Genomic DNA, 15,978 nt, shown 5'->3' with positions numbered 1-15,978 from the left:
ATTATTTTCATATTAACAAAATATTAAGTCAAAAAAAATGCTATTACCATTTGTAGGTTAGAATATTAGGTATATTCTTAAAAAAATGCAGCATGTTAGTTATTTTAAAAAAATGCCTATATTCGTTGAGATTTTAAATGAAGTGATGGTTAAGAAAGTTATCGACAAGGAATCGGGTAGAAGTAGCGAAAGATCTGTAATGAATGCCATTACAATTGACAGCGTTATTTTTGGCTTTGATAAAGGGAGTCTTGAAGTGCTGCTGGTGCAGCACGCCGAAGGTATTCGTAAAGGAGACTGGGGTTTACCGGGGGGATGGATATTAGAAAATGAAAGTATAGATACTGCCGCCCACCGACTGCTTGCCGACCTTACCGGACTTGATAACATTTACCTTGAACAGCTAAAAGCTTTTGGTGAAGTAGACCGTTTCCCTCTTGGGCGTGTTATTACAATTGGCTATTATGCATTGGTGAAAAGAGAAGATTATAACATTCGTGCCGGTTTTACCGCATCTGATGCGAAATGGTATAAAATTGCCGATGTGCCTAATCTTATTTACGACCACAACGAAATTTTAAATTACAGCCTGTCTAACCTTCGTACCCGTGTAAAACAGGCGCCAATAGGGTTTAACCTGCTTCCTGAGAAATTTACTTTGTTTGAGCTGATGCAGCTGTATGAAGAAATACTTGGAGTGGAAATGGATAAGTCAAACTTTCGTAGAAAGATACTTCGTATGAAACTGCTCGTTGCCCTGGGCGAAAAACAAAAGGATGTTTCGCACCGCGCCGCAGAGCTTTATGAGTTTGATCCTAAAATTTATGAGAAGCTCACCAAAAAAGGTTTCAATTTTGAGTTTTAAAATATACGAAGAGCCCCAGGGCTCTTTTTTTTGGCCTCATCTCAAATTTCTCTAAAGGAGGGGGAGCGAGCTTCACTTTGGAATATTAGAGAATGATTAAGTCGGCATAAGTCTTCCCCTTCTTTGAAGGGGTGCCCGCAGGGCGGGGTAGTTAAAAGTTATAATAAACCACCCCGGCTTTCAGCCACCCCTCCAAAGGATGGGAAGCTTACTTTTACTTAACGAATCTTTTGAATGTCACAACGATCCCCTCTCGATCAGTCTACTTTTGTTTTCAATGTCGCCCTTATCGTTATTAATTATCATTTGTGCTAATAATTGTCCCATTTCTCTAAAATCGGTCGATATTGTGGTAATGCCGTCGCCAACTACTTTTTTTAGCGGAGTGTCGTTATACGATATCACGCCTATGTCTTTTGCAATTTTTAGTTTCTGAATCTTCGCCTGTTCCATAACGCTAACCAGGTGGCGGTCGTTAGGTATAACATAAACTTCACCGGGGGTTATGGTGCGGTTTTCAAAATCGGCAATGATCTCGTAAGCAAAGCTATGCTCATCGCAGAATTTAATAAAACCTTCTGCCATGCCGGGAGGTTGCTTAAAGGCAGGGAATATTAGTATAAGCTTTTTGTATTTGCGTAGTTTGTCTTTACCGGCACAAAGTCCATTGTACATATCGCTAACAAAATTCTGATGGACAGATGGATAGTCTTTCAGTTCGGCATTGGTCTGGTCTAAAATGTATACATCATTCTTTGGCAGTGTTTTTATAATAGATGCCACACCCTTTAAGGTAGTAGGCATAATAATATATTTAGAATAATCGCCGTTGTTTTCGTTTATCAGTTTCCTGAATACATCAATACTGAAGTAGTGAAAGAAGATATCTATCTGAGCATTGTTTGCCATAGTCTCCATAAAGGCATTGTAGAGGTCTTCCTTAAAAGAGTTAAATTCATCAAACAGCAAAAAGATGCGCTGCTCAAAACTAAACTCTTCGCTTTTTATGTAGTAGCCTTTGCCGAGACGCGCGTAGATGATCCCACGTTTTTTAAGTTCGTCGTAGGCCTGTAATACGGTATCCCGCGAAAGCGAAAATTCAAGGGCTACTTTATTGACCGAGGGGAGCTTATCGCCACGTTTCATGCGTTTTTCAGATATGGCAGTTTCTACCGATAAAATTATCTGTTTGTACTTTGGCAGGCTGTGCCTGTTGTCTATATCTATTATTTTCATACAAATTCAAACTGGTGGCTAATATACAAAAACTGGTAGGTACTGGTATGCTTAATTGACAATTACTTTTACATTTGGTGCTGATTCTATAAAAATATAATGGAAAAAAATCACATTTCACATTTTAGCGATAGTACTGTTGCGAAATTATTTGGGGTGCTTCCGGATGGTAAAGAGGTGCAGGAATATACCCTTACGAATGGCGGCAAACTTGAGGTTAGCTTTATAAATTACGGGGCGACAATAACGGCGTTACGCGTAAAAAGCAGCAACGGAAATACAACTGATGTGGTGTTGGGATTTGAAACTATCACTGATTATATAGAATCGTACGCGCTGCCCAGCCCCCCTTATTTTGGTGCGGTTATAGGGCGTTACGCAGGGCGAATTGCCAATGCACGATTTAGTATAGACGGTAACGATGTTGCTTTAGATAGCAACCACGAAAACAATACGCTACATGGTGGTAAGCAAGGTTTTTGCAGAAAATTCTGGGAGGTAACAGCTTTAGAGCAAAATGCAGATAATGCTTTTATAACCTTTAGCTACACAAGCCCTGAGGGCGAAGAACATTTTCCGGGGGAGTTACAGGTAAATGTTACCTATACGCTTACGGCAGATAATGAAATTAAGATAAGCTATTCGGCAACCACAACAGAAGATACGGTTATCAACCTTACGCAGCACAGTTACTTTAATCTTGATGGCCATACGGCCGATGTTCTAAGCCAGCAGCTTACAGTAAATTCTCCGGCAATACTGGAACTTAAAGAAAATGGAATACCAACAGGTAAATACATAAAAGCGGCAGATAAAGGGTACGATTTTACATCTCCTGCCAGCTGCCCTTCATCAATAGATAATTCTTTCGCGCTGACTGATGCTACTTTACCTGCGGCAATACTGGTTAGTAAAAACACCGGAATTAAAATGACGGTGTATACCGATCAGCCGTCGGTGCATATTTATGTTGGAGGCAATTGTTTTGGTAAAGTTGCCGGAAAAGAAGGTGCTGCCTACCATCCGCAAAGTGGTATCTGCTTTGAAACGCAAAACTACCCCGATGCACCAAACCATACTAACTTTCCTAATTCGGTACTTCGTAAAGGCGACACGTACCGCCAGGAAACAACGTGGAAATTTGAAACGATATAAGACGCTTACAGCATAATGAAAAAGAAATTAGTAAAACAGGTTACAAGTCATTTTAAGACTGCTTTTGGTGCAGAACCTAAGTACACATTCCTTTCGCCGGGAAGAATAAATGTTATTGGCGAACACGTAGATTATAACGATGGTTTTGTGCTTCCGGCAGCCATAAACAAATACATTTGCTTTGCAGTGTCAGAGTCGGGTAGTGCCACATCTACCATCATTGCAAAAGACCTGGGCGAAACCTATACGTTTGATATCAATGACGAACTAAAACCTACAGATATAATGTGGGTTAACTATATTTTGGGCGTAGTACACCAGCTTAAAAGCCTCAGTACTAACCTAAAAGGGTTAAATATTGTTTTCAGCAGTACCATACCAATGGGAGCAGGGTTATCGTCTTCGGCGGCGTTGGAGTGCGGTATAGGTTATCTGTATAACCACATCTTTGGTATCGGTCTTACGAAAGAAGAAATTGCACTGATAGGACAAAAATCTGAACATACCTTTGTGGGGGTAAATTGTGGTATTATGGATCAGTTTGCCAGCGTGTTCGGTAAAAAGAACAGTGTGATAAAGCTGGACTGCAATACACTGGAATATGAATACCATAAGGCGAATTTTAAAGAATATTCACTATTATTGCTGGATAGTAACGTAAAGCACACGCACCTTACCTCGGGCTACAATACCCGCAGACAGGAGGTTGAGCAGGGATTGGCTATATTAAAACAAGCTTATCCTGAAGTAAAAACTTTCCGCGATTGCTGTGAAGAACAGGTGCTTGCACAGCGCGAAAATTTGGGTGAGACTATTTTTAAACGCTGCCTGTTTGTAGTACAGGAAATACAAAGGGTACTTGATGCTGTTGATGCGCTGGAAGCCTCAGATTTTGCAGGTCTTGGTGCGCATATGTTTGCTACCCACGACGGACTTTCAAAAGAATACGAAGTAAGCTGCGAAGAAATTGATTTTCTGGTAGGTGAAGTTCGTAACGATGAAAATGTACTTGGATCGCGAATGATGGGCGGAGGCTTTGGCGGATGCTCTATCAATCTTGTAAAAAAAGGATATGAAGATGCTATTATAGAGCGTGTAAGCGCTACATATAAAGCAAAATTCGGCATCAGCCTAAAGGCGTATAAAATTAAAATTTCAAAAGGTACAACCCTTTATACAAAATAAGAATATGCAGTCATTTGATAATAACGAACATCCGCACAGGCGCTATAACCCCTTAACGGGCGAATGGATACTGGTTTCTCCGCACCGCAATAAAAGGCCGTGGCAGGGGCAAAAGGAGGCTGCAAACAATACCCGGTTGCCGCAGTATGACCCGGAATGTTACCTGTGTGCAGGCAACACCCGATCTAACGGGGTGACTAACGAACAGTATACCGATGTATTTGTTTTTGATAACGATTTCCCGTCGCTGCTTACAGACGAAGTGACTACTCCCGAGAGCAGTTCGCTGTTTCAGCTAAAACCGGAAAGAGGCATTAATAAAGTAATATGTTTTTCGCCAAGGCACGACCTTACCATTCCCGAAATGGAGGTAAGCGCGCTTGTTAAGGTAGCAGAAGCCTGGAAACAGCAATACAAAGAGCTTGGCAGCAAGGACTTTATAAACCACGTTCAGATATTCGAGAACAAAGGTGCCGTAATGGGGTGCAGCAACCCGCATCCGCACGGACAGATATGGGCACAGTCGTCGCTGCCTACACGGGTAGAAAAAACGCAGGCCAATCTGTTAGCACACTACGAAAAGAATGGTACCAGCCTTTTAGCCGATTACCTTGCCGAAGAGCTTGTAAAGCAGGAACGTTTAGTCATAGAAAACGATCATTTTGCGGTTGTGGTTCCGTTTTGGGCTACGTGGCCTTACGAAACCATGATCATCAGCAAAAGGCATTTTGGAAACATAACCGAAATGACTGATGAAGAAACGCAGGCGTTCGCCGAAATACTAAAAAGGGTAACTGTAAAATACGATAATCTTTTTAACACCTCATTCCCGTATTCATCGGGTATACACCAAACGCCTACGGATGGTAAGCCTCATCCGGAGTGGCATTTTCACATGCATTTTTACCCGCCGTTATTGCGTTCTGCCACAGTAAAGAAATTTATGGTAGGCTACGAAATGATGGCCGAAGCCCAAAGGGATATCTCTGCCGAAAAAAGCGCCCAGATTTTAAGAGACCTTCCCGAAACACATTACAAACTCCAATAAAACAACTCTAACCCCGGATTTCCCAACAATCCCAACAAACACGATTCTATGAAAGCATTATCTACTGCCGACTATATCGTTTTCTTATTCTACTTTATACTTATTGTAGGATACGGATTCTGGATATACAACCGCAAAAAGAAAGAAAGCGCAAGCAGCAACGATTACTTTTTAGCCGAAGGTTCACTTACATGGTGGGCTATTGGTGCATCGCTTATTGCCAGTAACATTAGTGCCGAACAATTTATCGGTATGAGTGGCTCGGGCTTTAAAATGGGTCTTGCTATTGCAACCTATGAGTGGATGGCGGCAATATCGCTCATCGTGGTCGCGGTATTTTTTATACCGGTGTACCTTAAAAACAAGATATTTACCATGCCGCAGTTTCTTAACCAGCGGTACAACGGTACGGTAGCCATGATCATGGCGGTATTCTGGCTGTTGCTTTATGTGGTGGTAAACCTTACGTCGATACTTTACCTTGGTGCACTCGCTATAAGCAGTATCTCCGGTTTCGACCTTAATTTATGTATGGCGTTCCTTGCATTCTTCTCTATTATGATTACCCTTGGCGGTATGAAGGTTATTGGATTTACGGATGTTATACAGGTATTCTTCCTGATATTAGGTGGTCTTGCAACTACATATTTAGCTCTTAACCTTGTGGCCGACCATTTTGGCGGATCTGGTGTTGTAGATGGCTTTAACCTGATGACAACCCATGCGAGCGACCACTTTGAAATGATATTTGACAAAACAAATTCCAATTATGCCGACCTTCCGGGGTTATCGGTGCTTGTGGGGGGTATGATCATTATTAACCTTAACTACTGGGGATGTAACCAATATATTACGCAGCGCGCCCTTGGTGCCGACCTTAAAACAGCACGTAGCGGTATTTTATTTGCATCGTTCCTTAAGCTGTTAATGCCTATAATCGTAGTGCTTCCGGGTATTGCGGCCTATGTGCTGCACCAGCAGGGTGGATTTCAGGCAGAAATGCTTCAGGGTGGTGAGTTAAATCCAGACCGTGCTTATCCGGTACTGCTTAACCTGCTTCCTTCAGGATTAAAAGGACTATCGTTTGCAGCACTTACAGCAGCTATCGTAGCATCGCTTGCGGGTAAGGCAAACAGTATTGCAACCATATTTACGCTTGACATCTACAAGCAGCGCCTTAATATAGATGCCAGCGAAAAGAAACTTGTAAAAGTGGGTAAAATCACTGTGGTAGCGGCTATGGCAATTGCTATACTGATCGCTCCGTTTATGGGTATCGATAAAAAAGGTGGGTTCCAGTTCATACAGGAGTTTACAGGCTTCCTTAGCCCGGGTATCTTCGCGATGTTTATTCTTGGTTTCTTCTGGAAAAAAACAACGTCAAATGCTGCCTTGTTTGGTATGATAGGCGGCTTCCTGTTCTCAATATTCTTTAAATTCCTTCCGGGCTTTATAGATCTGTCGTTCCTTTACGACTGGGGCTTTGCCGTGGCAAATGCCGATGGGATCTACGAAATACCATTTATCGACAGGATGGGCTTTGTGTTCCTTATCTGTGTAACAGGTATGTTCTTTATTAGTATGAAAGAAAGCCAGAAAGGTGTACGCACTAATGGCCTTGAAATAGATACAGCCATGTTTAAGGTAACACCTGGCTTCGCAGTAGGGTCTATCATTGTAACAGCTTTAATTGCTGCATTGTATATATTCTTCTGGTAAAATATTTTTGTGATTTTTGGGTAAAAAGAAAATCCTTTAGGCAGCAATGCTTAAAGGATTTTTACCTTTTATAAACCTGTGGAAAGCTCGATTACTTCGCCTTTGTAGAAATCGAACAGAAAGATTTTATCATAATCGGTTTCAAAGGGCAAGTGAAGTATATCATCGCTTATGTAAAAGCTGTCGCACTGGCTTACAAGCCTGTCCAACACCAGTACCAGCCAGTTTTTGTTTCCGGTTTCATTAGCCTGCGACTTGCCGATGGCGTGGTGAATGTCGTTTCGGGTGCAGTCTTTCACTACAACATTGGTGTAAATGCCGGCTGTAGCATTTAGCTTGGTTATTTTTTTAACCTGATTGTAGGTGATTAGTTTACCTTGTATAGCATTGATTATTTCTTCTTCAAGCTGCAAAAGCCTGTTGGCAGTGAAATTGTTTTTCTGCTCATGTAGCTCTATATAATAGGCATCATCCCGCTTTTTGTCGAGTACAGGCGTTATGGTGTTGAATATATTATGAATATAATTACTCTTAGGCGCAGCTCTTAGGCACATATCGGTAAAGGTTACCGATATATTATTTTGCGAAGCAGTATCCAGTAAAGAGTCGTCTGTAATTTGGGTTTCGTAATTGCAGCAGCTTGAAAACTTCCATAAATTAATAAGGTTTTCAATGCGCTTGTCTTTATCGGTAATAAAATCGTTATCTTCAATTACGCTTATCCATCTTTCAATCGTTACGGCATCCATAAGTACAATAGTTTGCTCAAATGTACTTTTCAGATGTCATGTACAATTGGTTTTTATACCAAAGCCATACTATTTTATACTAAAGGCATTTATTGAATATGTATTTTTAATGAATTAGGGCTTTGTATAAAATAAACAGGGTTTGGTATAAATAAGTTTCATTATAGATTGTTTATACCGTATTTCGCAATGCATAAAAATGAGAGTTGTAAATGGTTGCCATGAATTGTCCTCAAAACGGTTTTGTAGATTTCCTTGTAGATAAAAAGTACAGGGTATATCGCCATTTACTAATATGGGTCTATCTGGGCATAACACTTTTTGATAGCGGTGATCCTAAAGAATTTGAAGATCCGTACAATTTGTACATACGTATCATGTGGATGATATATTTTCTTATCATGGTATACCTCAATATGTATGTGCTTATACCCCGCTATTTATTTAGAGGTAAATATATCAATTACCTTCTTATACTCGTGGGTATTATTTCGGTAACATTTGCGATGATAAGGCAGGTACACGTTATTTATTTCGATCCGCACCGTATCATTCCAAGATCTGTGAGAATGGGCGTTTTCAGAGAGATACTTGCGGCGGCAAATATTCTTACTATGGTTGTATTTTCTTCTACAGCAATAAAGCTTTTCCAGCGCTGGCAGGAAGATATTTTAAAAATGGCAGAGCTGGAACAGACGACCCTTGCAATGGAACTGAAAGAGCTGAAGAACCAGATCAATCCGCATTTTTTGTTCAACATGCTCAACAATGTAAATGTGCTGGTGACCAAAGACCCCGCAAAGGCATCATTGATCATCATGAAATTGTCCGACTTTTTGCGCTATCAGCTGTATGAAAACAATGCTGCATCGGTACAATTATCGTCGGAAATTCAATTCCTTAATGATTTTATGGAACTGGAAAAAATAAGGCGTGACGATTTTACGTTTCGGCTTACAGTAAACGACCAGGCGTATAATAAAGACGAATTTAAATCGATAAGCCTGCCGCCCAGCCTGTTTATTGTGTTTATAGAAAATGCTATTAAGTATAGTATAGACCTGGATAATCCGTCATACGTTCATGCCGGTTTTACCATTACGAATAACAGCCTACATTTTAAATGTATAAACAGTAAAGCCAAAGAGCCGATAGAATTTAGCGGAAGCGGAGGCCTGGGGCTGATAAACATTAACCGGAGGCTTGAACTTTTATATGGCAATAGCTTTGTTTGCAATATAAAAGATACCCAGTACGAATATGAAGTTAACCTAACATTACCGCTGTGAATTGTATAATTGTAGATGATGAGCCACTGGCACGCGAAGGTATGCTGTTGCAATTGCAGGATATACCCGATGTTACCGTCATAGGAAGTTTTAACGGGGTAAAAAAGGCACGCGAGTTTATGAAGGATAACCCGGTTGACCTTATATTCCTTGACATACAAATGCCGGGCATAACGGGGCTGGAATTTGCAGCGACTATTCCGAGGGAAACTCTGGTAATATTTACAACGGCCTATTCGCAGTATGCATTGCAAAGCTATGAAGTAGAAGCTATAGATTATCTGGTTAAGCCGGTAAATAAGGAGCGCCTGGTAAAATCGGTACAAAAGGCTGTGGTGTATAAAAACCTTTTAAGCGGGCAAAACGCTTCTATGGAAAGCATTGATGCCGAGTTTATGCTTATAAAATCAGAAAGGCGCTTTCATAAGATATTATTTAAAGACATATTATATGTAGAAGGACTTAAAGATTATGTTGTTATTTATATTGAAGACAATAAGGTAATTACAGCAATGAACCTTAAAACTATTCACAGCCACCTTAACCCTGCAATGTTTGCACGGGTAAGTAAATCGTACCTGGTGAATATAAACCACATCGACTCATTTGATAATCATACCATATACATAAAGAATACAGAAGTGCCTATAGGCGATGTGTTTAGAAAAGATTTCCTTGAACTTTATTTAGGAAAAAACCTGTCGGATAAATTTTAGGAGTTCAGTCATCAATAATCAAATACCCTTAATTGGGACCAAATCAAAAATCAACCATGAAAAAAACGCTGTTTTTATTTTCATCGGCATTGCTATGCCTAAATGTAAGTGCTCAGGAGACGGAGCCAACCGGTAAGCAGAAGTTCCAGTCGGCCATAGCCGATAAATTTCCGTTTGCAAGGGTGTTCGATGTAAAGTATGTGCAATACCTGCCCAAAGATTTTGACAGCAAATTGTTTGATGAAAACTTTATCGATGGGCGTATCAAAAGCCAGGGTAAGCTGAATATTGCGGCTAACGTACCTGTAATAATGAAACCCAAGTGGAATATTACAGCCTCTGCGGCCTACAAATATGAATTTGCAGATATTGAAGGCGTTAAAAATCCTGAAGGCATAGCGCAGCCTTTTTTCGATAAGAAACAGGAGTTCCATTACCTTTCAGCGGCATTGAGCTTTACGTATTTTTCGAAGTTGTTTGGTAAACCGTTTATTTATAATGCGAGCTTTATTGCAGATGGAGATGAGCGTGCCGCCCAGCGTATAAAAGGTTTTGTAGGAGGTACTATTGTACTTAAAGCCAATGCAAAAACCAAGATTGCAACGGGATTGATTATCCTTATTGATCCAGCGTCTCCGGTTCCGGCCGCGCCTGTTTTTACGTTAGAGCATAAATTTAATTCAGGTTGGATTGTAGATATCATACTACCGCAGCGCATTTTTATTAAACACGATGTGTTTGCTAATGGCAGGTTATCGCTAGGTACAGAGCTCATTGCCGATGGGTTTTATCTAAATACATCGCAACCCGGCTTCGCGAAAGTGTATGACTACCGCCAGCTTGAAACACGATCGGGAGCTACGTACGAGCATTGGTTTGGCGACGGGCTTATTGGTACCTTTAAAGTTGGTCTTGCCAATGTATTTAACTCAAGGATTACCGAAAGGGGAGAGAATACCAACGATTATATTTTCTCTACAACGCAAAACGGTACAGGCTATTTTAGCCTTGGCTTCTCCTACAATCCGTTTACAAAAAGGGGCAATAAAGCTAAATAAGTTCAAAAGCCAGTAGAGGGGCTTTTTCTTCACCGTTAATAATGATGGAAACCTTATGTTCTCCGGCATGAAAAACCCTTGTGGTGATGGCCCTGAATGATTGCTTTCTAACAATCACCGCCTTTTCTGCGGGTTGGTAAATTCGCTCACTTATTTTAAAAACCTTTTTAGCAAGGTGCCCTTTGGCTTTCATGTAGTACAAGCCATATTCCAAACGAACGGTTTGCGGTTCAACTGAAGTGTTTTGTATAGCGAAAGTAAATTCTACGCTGTCGCCCATTTTTACCGTTGGCGTAAATACTTCAAAACCGGAAAATACAATGGCAGCAGCATCAAGCCCGAAAAGCTTCAGTATTTCTGTATGTCCCTGCTTTAGCAAAGTACGGCTGCCATGTTTAACAATAGCATCGGTTTCTTTGCCTGCTCCTTTCCATTTTTTTGCGATAGCTACAACCACATCAGGATGGTCTTTGGCAATGTCGTTAATGTTGTTGGCAACACTTCGGCGCACAAAATCAGACGGGTCATTTTTTAGGTTTTCCAGTATGGGCAGTAAACGCGACGGATCTTTTTTAAGTGACGGAATTGCCATAGCCCAGGGCAAACGCGGACGTGCACCTTCACTGGCAAAACGGCGTACCTTATAATTATTATGAAGCGACCAGGCCAGCATCTGTTCCAGCATTTTGTCCTCATACTTCAGCAGGAACGGGCGAACGGCAAATTCGCAGCTGGTAAACTGTGTAACATATTCTAAAGCTTTTATGGCATCGTCGTAATGATCAAGTCCATACACTTCTATATAATCGGGCAGGAACATGCATGCAAGGCTGTCTTCCCCAAAATTATCTTCCCTTAAATTCCCTATGATTACCTGCAACGCTGTAACTGCTTTGCCGAAATCCTGTGGCATAAACTGATGCAATACTACGGCAGTATGCCGCATGCGTGCTTTCAGCTCCTTATCCTCAAATCCGTCTGAATTGATAAGACCGATAAATTTTGCCTTGTCAAAACCGGTCAGTGACATAGCAAGCACTGCAGATAATCTATCATAAAAAGCAAGAGAATATAAGTTTTTAAGAGCACTCATAAATAATGATTTGGTGCTACAAACATACTAAAAAAGCAAAAGCCCTGTGGTACGTACCGCAGGGCTTTTGTATATAAAAAGTCTTTTGTTTTTAATGGCTTTTCTGAAGTTTGCCATAGCTGTGCTCCAGTGCATTTTTAAGTTTGTCGATAGCGCCTTTAATGGCTTTCTCTACCGTATCAGCGTGATTGGTTACAGCAAGGGGTTTAAGTCCCTGTGCGTGGGCCTCCATAGTACAGCGTTTGTCGTCCGGGCCGGTTTTAGCTCCGTTCTCATCGGCAAGGTGTACTGTAATGCCCGTTATTTTATCGTCGTATCTTTTTAGGTTATCGTTTATTACTGTTGTAAAATAGTTTTCAATTCTTTCGTGGCCTTCATCGGCACAATCTATACTAAACTGGATCTGCATAATTGTCGTTTTTTAGGTTTATATCTACGTAAATTTACCTAAATTTCATTTGAAAGAGAAATTTATTAGGTTAAGATTAGCAATTAATCGTCTATTGCACCATAGAAAAAATAAATCGAGTTTTATTTGTTGGAATATACCGATTGGTATATTTTTGTAGTATAAAAAGTGATAATGCCATGATGACGAAAGCCGAAAAAACCAAACAATACATTATAGAGAAAACAGCACCCGTATTTAACCGTAAGGGTTTTGCCGGGACGTCTATGAATGATATTGTTGAGGTTACAGGCCTTACTAAAGGAAGCATTTATGGTAATTTTGAAAATAAAGATGAGGTTGCCCTGGCAGCTTTCGATTATAACTATAGTGCAATATCGGGTGTGATAAGAACAAAGATGGCTTTAAAGCCGCACAGTATAGATAAACTTAAAGTATACCTTTCGGTATTTTCAGATTTTGTAAACATGCCAATGCTGCATGGCGGATGCCCTGTGCTTAACACTGCTATAGAAGCAGATGATACTCATGGAGAACTAAGGGCGAAGGCTGTAAATGCGATTGAAAACTGGTACGCTAAAATTGAGACGATCATCAAAGACGGTATCGATGCTGGACAGATACAGCAGGGTACTAATGGTAAAGATTTTGCCGGAGCTTTTATTGCCCTTATAGAAGGCGGTATTATGCTGGCTAAGGTTACCGGGAAAATGCACGGTATTAAAGCTGCCGTTAAACAGGGAGAAAAAATGATAAAGGAGATCACGGTGTGATTTTTTTTTGAGATAAAATATACCGATCGGTATATTCTGTATAACGAGTATTATTTTTTATGATGCGTAGCGGAAAAAAGGAATTTTAAAGGAGGCGCAAAGAATATTTTTTTAACAAAAATATACCGATCGGTATAAAATAAATATAAAATTATGTTTTCTAAAGCAGCAGAATACTTAAAAAGCCACATAGGCAAAGAAATTACCGACTCGCCCTCACCCTTTATGGCGTGGCTAAAGCCTGTTATACTGGCGGTAGAAGACGGTAGCCTGACATTTCAGCACACTATCCGCAAAGAAATGACCAACCCGTTCGGCACATTGCATGGCGGCATTACCGCGGCCATTATAGACGATGCCATTGGTGCTACGCTTATATCCTATGGTGAGCCGTATTTCTATGTATCGGTTAACCTGGTGGTCGATTATTTATCGGCAGCACGTGAGGGCGATATTATACTGGCGCAGACTTCCATCATTAAAAAAGGCAGCCAGATTGTTAATGCCCAATGCGAGGTTTGGAATGCCGACCGCTCAAAATTAATTGCCAAAGGGTATACCAACCTGCTTAAAACAGAGATAAAGAAATAAAAATGAAACGAGTAGCAATAACAGGGCTTGGGGCGATAACGCCACTGGGCAATACAGTAGCCGAATTCTGGGCAAATATACTTGCCGGAAAAAGCGGTGCAGGGCCTATAACCAAATTTGACAGCTCTAAATTTAAAACTCATTTTGCCCACGAGGTAAAAGGCTTTAATGCTGAAGATTATATTGAAAGAAAAGAGATTAGAAAATACGATGTCTTTACCCAGTACGCCATTGCTGCTGCCGATGAAGCCATAAAAGATGCAGGGCTCGATTTTGCAACTATGCCACAAACGGAACGTTTTGATGTTGGCGTAATATGGGCATCGGGCAACGGAGGCATCGGTACATTTGAAGAACAGCTGAAAGAATTTTATTCAGGCGATGGCACACCACGTTTCAACCCGTTCTTTATTCCTAAAATGATAGTGGATATAGCTGCTGGTGTATTGTCTATACGTTACGGGTTGCATGGGCCAAACTATGCGACAGTATCGGCATGTGCATCTTCCAATACGGCTATTATTTCCGCTTTTGATACGATACGTCTTGGTAAAGCAATAATTATGATTGCCGGAGGTAGCGAGGCGGCATTAACACCTGCTTCGATAGGAGGATTTAATGCTTCGCAGGCATTGTCAAAAAGAAATGACAGTCCGCAAACAGCATCCCGCCCTTTTGATGCCGACAGGGATGGTTTTGTGGCAGGCGAAGGTGCCGGCGCACTGATACTGGAAGACTGGGACTATGCCGTAGCAAGAGGCGCAAACATTTATGCAGAGATTGTAGGCGGTGGCATGGCTGCCGATGCCTACCATCTTACCGGTACACCTGCCGATGGTCTGGGTGCTGCCCTAGGTATGCAGAAAGCCCTGGCAGATGCAGGATTATTACCTGAGGCTATAGACTATATTAATGCGCATGCTACTTCTACACCTGTTGGCGACCTAAGCGAGCTCAATGCGATACACTCGGTTTTTGGTGGGCAGGATGTGGCCATTAGTGCTACAAAATCTATGACCGGGCATCTTCTCGGCGCAGCGGGTGCTATAGAAAGCATCATTAGTGTGCTGGCGGTTAAATATGATGTTGTTCCGCCAACTGTAAACCTTGAAAATCCGGACCCGAATATTCCACAGGGACTGCATTTGGTTAAGAATACTCCAGAGAAGCGCATAATCAACTACGCTCTTAACAACACGTTTGGCTTTGGCGGGCATACCGCAACATCTATATTTAAAAAATCAGCATTATAAATAAATCAATAAAAATGAAAACAACAGCAAATACAATATTAATAACCGGCGGTAGCGCAGGTATAGGTTTGGAAATGGCACGCCAGTTTGTGGCATTAGGCAACCAAGTAATAATTACGGGAAGGGACGAACAGCGACTTAATAAAGCTGCTGCCGAATTAGGCAACGTAACCGCTATTCCTTTTGATGTTAGCAATGCCGACAGTGTTAACAGTCTTGTAGACCGGATTACAAATGAATTTCCCGATCTTAATGTGCTTATAAACAATGCGGGTAGCGCAGCTGTGCATAATCTTGGAAAGGGTAGTGGTGCTTACGAAATTGCTGCCGACGAGATTGCAACCAATTACCTTTCGGTGATCCGTCTTACCGAGAAGTTACTATCGCTGCTTAGTGCTCAGAAAGAAAGTGCAGTAGTAACGGTTTCTTCAATTGTGGCTTTTGCACCTACGCAGCATCTTCCAACGTATTCTGGCAGTAAAGCGGCATTGCACTCGTACACCCAATCGCTTCGCCTTGCATTAAGAGATACGTCTGTAAAAGTATTTGAGCTTATGCCACCTTTAGTGAACACACAATTCTCTGCCGAAATTGGAGGCGAAAAAGGCATCGCACCGTCTGTACTGACAGAAGACCTGATTGATGCTATGAAAAACGACAGGTTTGAAATACGCACCGGTCAGACCGAAGACGTTTACAGGCTTAGCCTTGCAGATCCGGCGCATGCCGTATTGGTAATGAATGGACTTGACTAAAGAACTTCCGGCGTATGCCGTCACTATATTTATCCTGAACCACTGTAAATGCAGTGGTTTTTTTGTGGGATTAGCTAGGTGTAA

16 protein-coding genes are annotated in these 15,978 nt (G+C 41.3%); 12 read left to right on the top strand and 4 right to left on the bottom strand.

Annotated features, from left to right (window positions below):
- Positions 1–145 precede the first annotated feature (145 nt).
- Positions 146–865 (top strand): NUDIX hydrolase, encoded by a 720-nt coding sequence (locus ALW18_08410; protein AOE54358.1) that lies wholly within the window; start codon positions 146–148, stop codon positions 863–865.
- A gap of 237 nt (positions 866–1,102) precedes the next feature.
- Here the strand turns inward: ALW18_08410 and ALW18_08405 are convergent, their stop codons facing one another.
- On the bottom strand, positions 1,103–2,101 hold the full coding sequence (locus ALW18_08405; GenBank protein ID AOE52526.1) for a transcriptional regulator: 999 nt from the start codon (positions 2,099–2,101) through the stop codon (positions 1,103–1,105).
- A 99-nt stretch (positions 2,102–2,200) separates the two neighbouring features.
- Between ALW18_08405 and ALW18_08400 the strand changes: the two genes are divergently transcribed.
- The 4 genes from ALW18_08400 to ALW18_08385 are packed head-to-tail and all read left to right on the top strand — an operon-like array spanning position 2,201 to position 7,208.
- Positions 2,201–3,256, top strand: coding sequence for an aldose epimerase (locus ALW18_08400; GenBank protein AOE52525.1), 1,056 nt, complete (start codon positions 2,201–2,203; stop codon positions 3,254–3,256).
- 15 nt (positions 3,257–3,271) lie between these two features.
- Positions 3,272–4,441 (top strand): galactokinase, encoded by a 1,170-nt coding sequence (locus ALW18_08395; GenBank protein AOE52524.1) that lies wholly within the window; start codon positions 3,272–3,274, stop codon positions 4,439–4,441.
- Positions 4,442–4,445: 4 nt separating this feature from the next.
- Positions 4,446–5,489 carry a galactose-1-phosphate uridylyltransferase gene (locus tag ALW18_08390; GenBank protein AOE52523.1) on the top strand — a complete coding sequence of 348 codons (1,044 nt, stop codon included), beginning with the start codon at positions 4,446–4,448 and terminating at the stop codon, positions 5,487–5,489.
- Positions 5,490–5,537: 48 nt separating this feature from the next.
- The gene (locus ALW18_08385) at positions 5,538–7,208 is read left to right on the top strand and encodes a sodium transporter (GenBank protein ID AOE52522.1); all 1,671 of its coding nucleotides are present in this window, start codon (positions 5,538–5,540) and stop codon (positions 7,206–7,208) included.
- A gap of 68 nt (positions 7,209–7,276) precedes the next feature.
- On the opposite strand, the gene ALW18_08380 is transcribed toward ALW18_08385, so the two are convergent.
- On the bottom strand, positions 7,277–7,957 hold the full coding sequence (locus ALW18_08380) for a hypothetical protein (GenBank protein ID AOE52521.1): 681 nt from the start codon (positions 7,955–7,957) through the stop codon (positions 7,277–7,279).
- A gap of 221 nt (positions 7,958–8,178) precedes the next feature.
- On the opposite strand from ALW18_08380, the gene ALW18_08375 reads away from it, so the two are divergent.
- Genes ALW18_08375 through ALW18_08365 form a run of 3 tightly spaced genes read left to right on the top strand, consistent with a single transcriptional unit; the run spans position 8,179 to position 11,020 of the window.
- Entirely contained in the window at positions 8,179–9,246 is a 1,068-nt protein-coding gene (locus tag ALW18_08375) for a hypothetical protein (protein ID AOE54357.1), read from the top strand.
- Positions 9,243–9,962 (top strand): transcriptional regulator, encoded by a 720-nt coding sequence (locus ALW18_08370; protein AOE52520.1) that lies wholly within the window; start codon positions 9,243–9,245, stop codon positions 9,960–9,962. Before ALW18_08375 ends, ALW18_08370 begins: the two co-directional genes overlap by 4 nt.
- Positions 9,963–10,018: 56 nt before the next feature.
- A complete protein-coding gene (locus tag ALW18_08365; GenBank protein AOE52519.1) occupies positions 10,019–11,020 on the top strand; it encodes a hypothetical protein in 1,002 nt (333 codons plus the stop codon).
- Here the strand turns inward: ALW18_08365 and ALW18_08360 are convergent.
- Positions 11,013–12,113, bottom strand: coding sequence for a DNA alkylation repair protein (locus ALW18_08360; protein ID AOE52518.1), 1,101 nt, complete (start codon positions 12,111–12,113; stop codon positions 11,013–11,015). The genes ALW18_08365 and ALW18_08360 overlap by 8 nt on opposite strands.
- A gap of 91 nt (positions 12,114–12,204) precedes the next feature.
- The gene (locus ALW18_08355; GenBank protein ID AOE52517.1) at positions 12,205–12,522 is read right to left on the bottom strand and encodes a hypothetical protein; all 318 of its coding nucleotides are present in this window, start codon (positions 12,520–12,522) and stop codon (positions 12,205–12,207) included.
- Between the two features lie 182 nt (positions 12,523–12,704).
- Between ALW18_08355 and ALW18_08350 the strand changes: the two genes are divergently transcribed.
- The 4 genes from ALW18_08350 (at position 12,705) to ALW18_08335 (ending at position 15,894) form a co-directional block, all read left to right on the top strand.
- Positions 12,705–13,295 (top strand): transcriptional regulator, encoded by a 591-nt coding sequence (locus tag ALW18_08350; GenBank protein ID AOE52516.1) that lies wholly within the window; start codon positions 12,705–12,707, stop codon positions 13,293–13,295.
- Positions 13,296–13,448: 153 nt separating this feature from the next.
- Positions 13,449–13,886, top strand: a complete 438-nt coding sequence (locus ALW18_08345) for a thioesterase (GenBank protein ID AOE52515.1) — start codon at positions 13,449–13,451, stop codon at positions 13,884–13,886.
- Between the two features lie 2 nt (positions 13,887–13,888).
- The gene (locus tag ALW18_08340) at positions 13,889–15,139 is read left to right on the top strand and encodes a 3-oxoacyl-ACP synthase (protein AOE52514.1); all 1,251 of its coding nucleotides are present in this window, start codon (positions 13,889–13,891) and stop codon (positions 15,137–15,139) included.
- 14 nt (positions 15,140–15,153) lie between these two features.
- Positions 15,154–15,894, top strand: coding sequence for a short-chain dehydrogenase (locus tag ALW18_08335; GenBank protein ID AOE52513.1), 741 nt, complete (start codon positions 15,154–15,156; stop codon positions 15,892–15,894).
- The last annotated feature ends 84 nt before the right edge of the window (positions 15,895–15,978 follow it).

It is taken from the genome of Flavobacterium psychrophilum (genome assembly GCA_001708385.1).
GTDB classification, from domain to species: Bacteria; Bacteroidota; Bacteroidia; order Flavobacteriales; family Flavobacteriaceae; genus Flavobacterium; species Flavobacterium psychrophilum_A.
Note: the sequence above shows the minus strand (reverse complement) of the source record. Positions and strands in the feature narration are given on the sequence as shown.

What these genes read in the sequence shown, in the direction of transcription:
- ALW18_08345 (AOE52515.1), top strand. Translation starts at nt 13,449, where the DNA reads ATGTTTTCTAAAGCAGCAGAATACTTAAAAAGCCACATAGGCAAAGAA.
- ALW18_08385 (AOE52522.1), top strand. Translation starts at nt 5,538, where the DNA reads ATGAAAGCATTATCTACTGCCGACTATATCGTTTTCTTATTCTACTTT.
- ALW18_08335 (AOE52513.1), top strand. Translation starts at nt 15,154, where the DNA reads ATGAAAACAACAGCAAATACAATATTAATAACCGGCGGTAGCGCAGGT.
- ALW18_08360 (AOE52518.1), bottom strand. Translation starts at nt 12,113, where the DNA reads ATGAGTGCTCTTAAAAACTTATATTCTCTTGCTTTTTATGATAGATTA.
- ALW18_08365 (AOE52519.1), top strand. Translation starts at nt 10,019, where the DNA reads ATGAAAAAAACGCTGTTTTTATTTTCATCGGCATTGCTATGCCTAAAT.
- ALW18_08395 (AOE52524.1), top strand. Translation starts at nt 3,272, where the DNA reads ATGAAAAAGAAATTAGTAAAACAGGTTACAAGTCATTTTAAGACTGCT.
- ALW18_08380 (AOE52521.1), bottom strand. Translation starts at nt 7,957, where the DNA reads ATGGATGCCGTAACGATTGAAAGATGGATAAGCGTAATTGAAGATAAC.
- ALW18_08350 (AOE52516.1), top strand. Translation starts at nt 12,705, where the DNA reads ATGACGAAAGCCGAAAAAACCAAACAATACATTATAGAGAAAACAGCA.
- ALW18_08410 (AOE54358.1), top strand. Translation starts at nt 146, where the DNA reads ATGGTTAAGAAAGTTATCGACAAGGAATCGGGTAGAAGTAGCGAAAGA.
- ALW18_08390 (AOE52523.1), top strand. Translation starts at nt 4,446, where the DNA reads ATGCAGTCATTTGATAATAACGAACATCCGCACAGGCGCTATAACCCC.
- ALW18_08375 (AOE54357.1), top strand. Translation starts at nt 8,179, where the DNA reads ATGAATTGTCCTCAAAACGGTTTTGTAGATTTCCTTGTAGATAAAAAG.
- ALW18_08405 (AOE52526.1), bottom strand. Translation starts at nt 2,101, where the DNA reads ATGAAAATAATAGATATAGACAACAGGCACAGCCTGCCAAAGTACAAA.
- ALW18_08400 (AOE52525.1), top strand. Translation starts at nt 2,201, where the DNA reads ATGGAAAAAAATCACATTTCACATTTTAGCGATAGTACTGTTGCGAAA.
- ALW18_08340 (AOE52514.1), top strand. Translation starts at nt 13,889, where the DNA reads ATGAAACGAGTAGCAATAACAGGGCTTGGGGCGATAACGCCACTGGGC.
- ALW18_08355 (AOE52517.1), bottom strand. Translation starts at nt 12,522, where the DNA reads ATGCAGATCCAGTTTAGTATAGATTGTGCCGATGAAGGCCACGAAAGA.